Genomic DNA, 8,399 nt, shown 5'->3' with positions numbered 1-8,399 from the left:
GATCAACCCACCCATCCACGAAACCCAACAAAACAAGACAGTTCAACGGACCGCCGCGTAACTCCCGCTGGCCTCAACCACCTTGACAAATTCCGCGGGGCTAACCGGCGATCAGACGCCACGACGGCGGCTCGTTCCTTCGACGCGCGCAGTTCCGGGAGTACGCGCTGGTGCGCGAACAGACGGTGGCCGACCTCAGCAACGAAGACCGAGCCGACGTACTTCCTCGCCATCGGGCGTGCATGCGGAGGGGTTCGAACCCTGCGCCTACGTACGGTTGGAGTCTTAGGCTGGGAGGGTGAGGGGGACGCTGCGCGGGTTGAGCCTGCTGGCGGGTGGTCTGGTGCTGCTGGCAGTTGGGATTGTCACGCTCTGGCCCGTCTTTCTGAGCACTGACCGGTCGCCTCTACCGTCACCTTCACCGGCACCATCATCAACGCACTCAGGATCACCGGCGCCATCATCAACGCACTCAGGATCACCGGCGCCATCATCAACCCACTCAGGATCACCAGTACCACCAACAGTGTCAGCACAGGCCCCGCCCGCACCCTCCGCTAGCTCTGGTGTCTCCGATGTCATCTCGGCGGTGGCCGGCCTGGTGTCGTCGCTGGCGGGATTGATCGCGGCTATCGCTGGACTGACCGTTGCCAGACGATCGATGGCTCAGACCTCGAAAGAAAAGTCGGGCACGACGACTGAGCCCTGACCGAAATCGGCGCTCCTGAGCTCCGTCGAAGCCCAGAGTCGGTGACCAAATCGGTGACGACGACGGACCGGGACGGGGCCGACAGTACGGTACGCATGAAACAGCTCAAGGCTGTTCCCTGGGTACGGATGGAGCTCGACGGGATACTCGAGACAGCGTCAGGCCTACTCATAACCCGGAGGTCGCAGCTCGGCCGGCCAGGCCCGTTCGCACTAGCGCTGCTCGCGAACGTTGCTGCGCCGCTCAGTCGTGAGGAACCGCAAGGGTGCCCGGCGGCTAGCCAGTTGGAAGATCCTTCGACGCACGCTCACCGCCTCGCCCTGAGGGTGAACCGGTGCCCACCGACTGACCCCAACTTGACGTCGGCTGACCCCTCGTAATCGCAAGCTAATCGCACGCGGAGCGAGCGTTGACCGTCTCATTACGAGTGCCGTGACGACTGTCCACAGCGTCGAACGTGGTGCGGCCAGGAGCGCAAGCCCATCACCCATCGCCCATCGGTGTCCACGCTCGTCCAGCGGCTTGTTAGCAACCCTGTTAGCAAGAGTCGGGGGTATCAGGTGAACCCCGACGGCTCGGTGCATCGTCGGTGGTTGAGACCTAACCTCGAAGTAGTTCAACGAGGAGGTGGTCTCCGTGTTTGCACGAGCTCCCCATCTGCGCCTATCGGGACACGGTGAGCGGCTTCGGCTCCGACAACGTGGTCACTGGAGGCAAGATCCGCTGGAGTCGGTGCGCGAATGCTGTCGGGCATCGATCGCTATCGACAAGGCACTTGGTGAGGCGGTGCGTGGGGCTCTCGCGTCGGGTGCCTCCTGGCGAGATGTTGGCCAGGCAGTCGGGGCTGTCGAAGATGCCGAGACCGCGCAGGACGTTGTGGATGCCTTCGCGGAGATGAAGCGCGAGGTGTGGCGCCGCTTCATGGGTAGCACGCCCTGAGCATGGTCGACCTGTTCCTCGACGGCGAACCGGTCGGTGAGGGCAAGGTCGACGCGACAGAGCCGATGGCGTTCTCCGCCGACGAGACCACCGACATCGGGGTCGACGGCGCCATACCGGTCAGCGACGACTACAACACCACGAACAGTGCCTTCACCGGCAAAGTGCTCTGGGTCCAGATCGACCTCGGCGACGCCGCCGACGACAACGACCACCTCATCACCGCCGAGCAGCGGTACCGCGTGGCAATGACGCGGCAGTGACCGGCCAAGGTCACCGTCGATCTGGCCGGCACCTCGGTCTCGCTGCCGCTGGTGGCCGGGGCGTCCAGCGGGAAATAACTCGATAGCTCCTTTCGCGTACGGTCGCGGCCAGCCTGATCGCGACCGTACGCATGTCGTCCCACGTGCGATATGGCCCAGCGCAACGAGGTGGAGGGCCGTGTCAGTGGGCGTGTCAGGGGCGTGGCTGGGGTGTGTCAGGCCGGGCGCCGATGGTTGTCACATGACAAGTTCAGCGAACACACAATCAGGAATGCGGGACCGCGAACCTGCGATCCGGGTGCAGGGCATAGAGAAGTCCTACAAGGAGTTGCACGTCCTGCGCGGCGTGGACTTCGAGGTGGCGCCAGGCAGCATCTTCGCCCTTCTCGGTTCGAACGGCGCGGGAAAGACCACCATGGTGAGAATCCTGTCCACGCTGCTGAGATCAGACGCCGGCACAGCAACCGTCAATGGATTCGACGTCACGACGGACGCGCTCCGAGTTCGGGAGTCCATCAGTCTGACCGGACAGTTCGCCGCGGTCGACGAGATCCTCTCCGGCCGGGAGAACCTGGTGCTGGTTGCCAAGCTGCGGCACCTCAAGGACCCGGGCAAGATCGCGGATGGCCTGCTCGCACGCTTCAACCTCACCGAGGCAGGTTCGCGAAAGGTGTCGACGTATTCAGGAGGCATGCGCCGTCGCCTGGACATCTCGATGAGCCTGATCGGGGAGCCGAAGGTGATCTTCCTCGACGAGCCGACCACGGGGCTCGACCCCGAAGCACGCATCGAGGTGTGGCAGGTCATCCAGGAGCTCGCCAACCAGGGGACCACCGTTCTGCTCACCACGCAGTACCTCGACGAGGCTGAGCAACTCGCAGAGCGGATCGCCATCCTCCACGAGGGCCGGATCATCGCGAACGGCACCCTCGCCGAGCTGAAGCAACTCCTCCCCCCAGCGAAGGTCGAGTACGTCGAGAAGCAGCCGACCCTGGAGGAAATCTTTCTCGCACTGGTGGGCAACGACAACAAGGCCGAGTCAAGTAAGGACCAGTCATGAGCACATACTTCTTCGGAGACACGGCCGTCCTGACCGGCCGCTCCATGCGTCACATCTTCCGCAGCGTCGACACGATCATCACGACCGCGATCACGCCGATCGCCATGATGCTGCTGTTCGTCTACGTCCTCGGCGGGGCAATCGAGACAGGTACCGACAACTACGTCAACTACCTGCTGCCTGGAATCATGCTGATCGCGATCGCGTCGGGCATCGCGTACACCGCCGTTCGGTTGTTCACCGATATGAAGAGCGGCATCTTCGAGCGATTCCACTCCATGCCGATCGCACGATCGTCCGTGCTGTGGGCACATGTGCTGACCTCGCTGGTTGCCAACGGGCTCTCGGTCGTGATCATTGTGCTGGTAGGCCTCGTGATGGGATTCCGCACCTCGGCAGGTCTCCTGGCATGGCTGGCTGTTGCCGGAATCCTGGCACTGTTCACCCTGGCACTCACCTGGATCGCAGTCCTCGCCGGCCTGTCAGCGAAGTCTGTGGACGGTGCCGCCGGCTTCTCCTACCCGCTGATCTTCCTGCCGTTCATCAGTTCGGCCTTCGTCCCCACGGACACCATGCCGGGTCCCGTGCGCGCCTTCGCCGAGAACCAGCCGGTCACGTCGATCGTCAACACCATCCAGAATCTGTTCGCACAGCAGCCGGTCGGCAACGACATCTGGGCCGCGCTTGCCTGGTGCCTCGGCATCCTCGTTCTCGGCTACGTCCTCGCCATCCGGGTCTACCGGCGCCAGATCAGCTGATAAGCACGCTTGACCGACTGGGCCGAGGTCGACCCGCCCACCAACACATCACGTACGAGACACAAGGAGAGTTCGTCATGCCTACATTCGCTACGCAAGGGCCCATCGTCGCGGCCGTCGAGGTCGGCGGAGCCCGGGTGCGGGTCACCGCGAGCGACCGGACCGACACCGTCGTCCTGGTCGAACCCATCGACGAGGCGAATCGATCGGATGTCAAGGTGGCCGACAAGACCAAGGTCGAATTCGCCGACGGCCAACTGTCGGTCAAAACGACCGTCTCCGGGAACAAGAACGGGTCGGTCGCCATCACGATCGACCTGCCCACCGGCTCAAGCCTGGCCGCTTACCTGGCGCACTCGGCCGTGCACGCCGACGGCTCATTCGGCGAGTGCGAGCTGCACCTGGCCTCGGGTCAGGTCCAGCTGGACCGCATCGAAGCGCTGCGGGCGAACATCGCGTCCGGTGAGGTCGCGATCGGTCACATCGCCGGCCCCGCCACGATCGACGGTGGCGCGTTCGCGCTGCGGATCGGCGAGGTCGAGGGCACGGCCAAGCTCTCGAACTCTGGCGGGCAGGCCTGGATCGGCCATGCCTGGGAAGACGTTGATCTCGGGAGCGCCAGCTGTGACTTCGACATCGACCGCGCCGACGGCAACGTCACCGCCGCGACCTCCAGCGGTGCCGTTCGGATCGGCCGGATGACCAACGGTCAGGCGAAGCTGAGGAACGGCTCGGGGAACATCGAGGTCGGCATCAGCGAGGGCGTCGCCGCCTCCATCGATGTCAACAGCGAGCGCGGGGCGGTGCACAACTTCGTTTCCTCGCAGGGCGAGCCGGGCCCGTCCGAGGCCAAGGTCTCGGTCCACGCCCGCACCCGGCACGGCGACATCACCCTTCAACGCGCGGCAAGCTGACCCTCACGACGCGAGCGTGACCTCGATCAGTTCGGACAAGTTCGTCTGCGTACCCTCCCGCGTCACCTCGGCGAACCGTGCTTCGCCGAGGTGACGTCGTGCGTCCTGCTCGATCCTGGCCGCATCCGATTGCGAGAGATCCGCCAGTCCGCGGACGCCGACGCTGGCCGCGAGCAACCGCGCCGCCTGTTCGTACTGGCCGAGGCGAACCGCCAGGTCCGCGAAACCGACGAGGATCGGGCCGAGCAGGAAGGCGTGCCCCAGCTCGGACGCCGCCTGCCAGGCAGCCACGCGGTGGGTACGGGCCTCCCGGAGGTCGTCGGTGAGGTAGCCGTGCAGGTTGTGGATCTGTGCGCGAATGTTCGCCTGCTCCGCGGCATCGCCCAAGAGGGCGGTCGCGAGGCCGAGCTGACGGCGGGCCTCCTCGGCGTCGCCGCCCAGGCGGGCAAGCCCCGCCTTGGCGAGTGCCAGGGCGACCAGAGCGTACGGCCAGGTGACACCTTCGGCGCTCCGCTCGGCCTCGGCGATGGCAGCAGCGCTGGCATCGCGATCGCCGTCGAGCCAGTACAGCATGGCCTGCTGGGTCCGGGACTCGATGACATCCTCGACGGCGCCGAGCTCGGTGAGGACCGCGATCGCCTCCTCGTAGTACTCGCAGGCACCGGCGAATTCACCCCGGATGGCAAGTTGGCCCGCCAGCTCGGACAGGGCCAGCGACATCCCGAACCGTTCGCCGAGTGTCCGGAACTCGGCGAGCGCCTGCTCCAACTGGGGCTCCACCTCCCGGCCGCCCTGGCCGAGCATGGTGCGCATCTTGGCGACCTGCCACCGAGCCATGGCGCGCACCCAGGGATCGACGCTGTCCAGCAACGACTCGAACGCGGTCACTGCTTCCTCCGGTGCCTGTACCAGGCGTTCCAGCGGGATCACGAAGGCCAGCAGCGGGTTGTCGCTCCGGCTGAGCTGGCTGAAGCGGTACGCCTTGTGGATCCATTCCGCGCCCAGGTGTTCGTCGCCCTGCCCGGAGGTCACGTAGAGCACCACCAGCCCGTACGTCATGGCGCGGAGGTCATCGGTCACCTCGCCCGGGAGGTTGGCGGCCGCGATCAGCAGCTCGAGGCCTTCGGTCCGGCGTCCGCCCAGCCACCAGTACCAACCGGCGCCGGCCGCGAGCCGCATCGCCGCTGGTGCGTCTCCGGCCGCGATCGCCTCCCGCAACGCGGCGCTGATGTTGTCGTGCTCGGCCTCGAGCTTGGCGAGCCATTCCACTTGATCGGCCCGGCGCAGATGTGGCTCCGCGGTCTCGGCGAGCTCGGTGAAGTAGGCGAGATGTGCCTGCCGGGTCTGGTCGGATTCGCCTGCTTCGGCGAGCCGATCCGCGGCGTACTCCTTGATCGTGGTGAGCATCCGGTACCGCGGCGCGCCGTCCCCCTCGGTGACCAGCAGCGACTTCTCGGCCAGCGAGGTGAGCAACTCCAGTACCTGATCCTGCTCGACCAGATCGCCGACGCAGACCTGCTCGGCCGCCTCCAAGCTCGCCCCGCCCGAGAACACCGACAGCCGGCGCAGCACCGCTCGCTCGGGGTCGGTGAGCAACTCCCAGCTCCAGTCGACCACCGCGCGCAGCGTCTTGTGTCGCGGCAGGGCGGTACGGCTCCCGCTGGTCAGCAGGCGGAATCGGTGGTCGAGCCGGTTGGCGAGCTGCTCGATGGTCATGGTGCGCAACCGGGCGGCAGCGAGTTCGATCGCCAGCGGCATCCCGTCCAGCGCCCGGCAGATCCGCACCATCGTCGACAAGGTGTCTTCGTCGGTCCCGAGATCCTTGCGTACCGCGCCGGCCCGGTCCCGCAGCAGCCGGACGGCCGGTGAGGCGGCGATCTCGGCAAGCCCGGCGCCGGTCGGCACGGCCAGCGGCTCGACCTGCCACAGCGCCTCCCCGGTGATGCCGAGCGGTTCCCTGCTGGTCGCCAGGATCCGCAGCCGTCGGCATTCCCCGAGGACCCGATCGGCGAACCTCGCGGCCGCCTCGATCACGTGCTCACAGTTGTCCAGGATCAGCAGCGCCTCCCGGTCGCGGATCGCGGCGATGAGCCCCTCCGTCGGGTCTGTGCTGGGTGCCGCGCCGAGCAGGGTCTCCCGGAGCCCGAGTCCGGTGAGCGCAGCCTGGGCCACATCACTGTCGACGCCGCTGGCGGCGAGCTCCACCAACCAGACGCCGTCCGGCAGGTCGCCCACCAGCGTGCGTGCGGTTTCCGTGGCCAGCCGGGTCTTCCCCGAGCCGCCCGGTCCGATCAGGGTGGTCAGCCGATGCTTCGCGACGAGCTCGCGGACTACGGCCAGATCAGCGTCCCTCCCGACGAAGCTCGAGAGCTCGGCACGTACGTTGGTCTTCCGGTTCTCCTCTCGCGGTCCCAACTCACCCCGCAGCAGTGCGACGTGCAGGGCCGACAACTCCGGCGAGGGATCGACGCCCAGCGCGTCGGCCAGGGCTTCCCTCGTACGCTCGAACACGAGCAGTGCCTCGGTCTTCTGACCGGCCGCGGCGAGGGCACGCATCAGCGCGGCAGCAAGCCGTTCCCGCACCGGATGCGCGGCCACCAGGTCGGTCAGTTCCGGGACCAGCTCCGCGCCGCCGTTGAGGCCGACCTCTGCATCGAACCGATCCTCCATCGCTGTCAGACGGAGCCGCTCGAGCCGAGTCACCACAGCGTCGAACGCCGCGCTGTCCTCCAGACCGACATCCTGCAGGGCCGCACCACGCCACAACGCGAGGGCGTCGCGCAGCAGCTCCACCCGCTGTGAATCCCTCTCGTTGCGGGCCTGATCGACGAGGCGCTCGAACCGGAGGGCATCGACAGCGTCAGGTTCCACAGTCAATCGGTAGCCGCCGGTCAGTCCCTCGATCACACCGCCCGGCAGTGCCTTCCGCAGTCGCGAGGCCAAGCGCTGCAGGGCATTCGCCGCGTCGGCGGGCGGCTGCTCGCCCCAGATCCAGTCGACGAGCGTCGCCTTCGAGACGACGCGGCCTGGTTCGAGGGCGAGGGCGATCAACAGCCCACGTAACCGAGCGCCCGGCACGTCGGCGAAGACGCCGTCGTCCGTACGAACCTCGAACGATCCAAGCATCCCGATCTGCACGCGGCTGATTCTGCCATCAGGGTTGCCGAGCTTCGCCGCCGGAGCGCTTCAGCGGGGATGCGTGGATCCTGGACGGTGGAATTAGGGTGCGGGGATGAGTTTCCGGCTGGCGGCGTACGCCGTGTGCATCGTGGACGGGCGGGTGCTGCTCGCCCGTTACGTATCACCGAAGAGCGAGACTAACTGGACTCTTCCGGGCGGCAAGGTCGAGCAGTCGGAGGATCCGTTCGATGCGGTGATCCGGGAGGTCGCCGAGGAGACCGGCTGCGACGGGGTGGTCGAACGCCTGCTGGGCGTGGACTCGAGGGTGATCCCCGCGGCCGAGGCGCGTGGGCGGATCGAGCACCAGAATGTCGGCATCTTCTACCAGGTCCGCATTACCGGCGGCCAGCTCCGGCCTGAGCCGAACGGCGAAACCGCCGAGTCGGTCTGGACTCCGATCCCCGACGTCGCCGGCCTGCGCCGCTCGTCGCTGGTCGACGTCGGCCTCGCCCTGGCGCAGACCGCTCCGGCAACCGGCCACGTCGCTCCCGTCCCGATCGGCGGCCTGATCCAGCACTGAGGCAGGGTCAGCCGATACGGATCGTCTGTACGTTGGGGTCGAGCAGGGGTGCTCCT

7 protein-coding genes are annotated in these 8,399 nt (G+C 66.8%); 5 read left to right on the top strand and 2 right to left on the bottom strand.

The window, feature by feature from the left end; translation table 11 throughout:
- Nucleotides 1-365: 365 nt before the first annotated feature.
- The gene (locus EV644_RS44970) at nt 366-524 is read right to left on the bottom strand and encodes a hypothetical protein (RefSeq protein ID WP_158293089.1); all 159 of its coding nucleotides are present in this window, start codon (nt 522-524) and stop codon (nt 366-368) included.
- A gap of 1,126 nt (nt 525-1,650) precedes the next feature.
- On the opposite strand from EV644_RS44970, the gene EV644_RS41800 reads away from it, so the two are divergent.
- From EV644_RS41800 to EV644_RS41785, 4 genes are all read left to right on the top strand, one after another.
- Nucleotides 1,651-1,911, top strand: coding sequence for a hypothetical protein (locus EV644_RS41800; RefSeq protein WP_132196824.1), 261 nt, complete (start codon nt 1,651-1,653; stop codon nt 1,909-1,911).
- 241 nt (nt 1,912-2,152) lie between these two features.
- Nucleotides 2,153-2,971: an ABC transporter ATP-binding protein gene (locus EV644_RS41795; RefSeq protein ID WP_305000099.1), complete on the top strand. Its 819-nt coding sequence runs from the start codon at nt 2,153-2,155 to the stop codon at nt 2,969-2,971.
- Nucleotides 2,968-3,729 carry an ABC transporter permease gene (locus EV644_RS41790; protein ID WP_132196826.1) on the top strand — a complete coding sequence of 254 codons (762 nt, stop codon included), beginning with the start codon at nt 2,968-2,970 and terminating at the stop codon, nt 3,727-3,729. The genes EV644_RS41795 and EV644_RS41790 overlap by 4 nt, the downstream gene beginning before the upstream one ends.
- Before the next feature lie 77 nt (nt 3,730-3,806).
- Nucleotides 3,807-4,643: a DUF4097 family beta strand repeat-containing protein gene (locus EV644_RS41785; protein WP_132196828.1), complete on the top strand. Its 837-nt coding sequence runs from the start codon at nt 3,807-3,809 to the stop codon at nt 4,641-4,643.
- Between the two features lie 3 nt (nt 4,644-4,646).
- On the opposite strand, the gene EV644_RS41780 is transcribed toward EV644_RS41785, so the two are convergent.
- Nucleotides 4,647-7,781 carry an ATP-binding protein gene (locus EV644_RS41780; protein ID WP_132196830.1) on the bottom strand — a complete coding sequence of 1,045 codons (3,135 nt, stop codon included), beginning with the start codon at nt 7,779-7,781 and terminating at the stop codon, nt 4,647-4,649.
- 94 nt (nt 7,782-7,875) lie between these two features.
- Between EV644_RS41780 and EV644_RS41775 the strand changes: the two genes are divergently transcribed.
- Nucleotides 7,876-8,343 (top strand): NUDIX hydrolase, encoded by a 468-nt coding sequence (locus tag EV644_RS41775; protein ID WP_132196832.1) that lies wholly within the window; start codon nt 7,876-7,878, stop codon nt 8,341-8,343.
- Nucleotides 8,344-8,399: the final 56 nt, after the last annotated feature.

Origin of the sequence: Kribbella orskensis (assembly GCF_004342085.1) — a bacterium.
GTDB lineage: Bacteria > Actinomycetota > Actinomycetes > Propionibacteriales > Kribbellaceae > Kribbella > Kribbella orskensis.
This window is presented reverse-complemented; position numbering and strand designations above follow the sequence as displayed.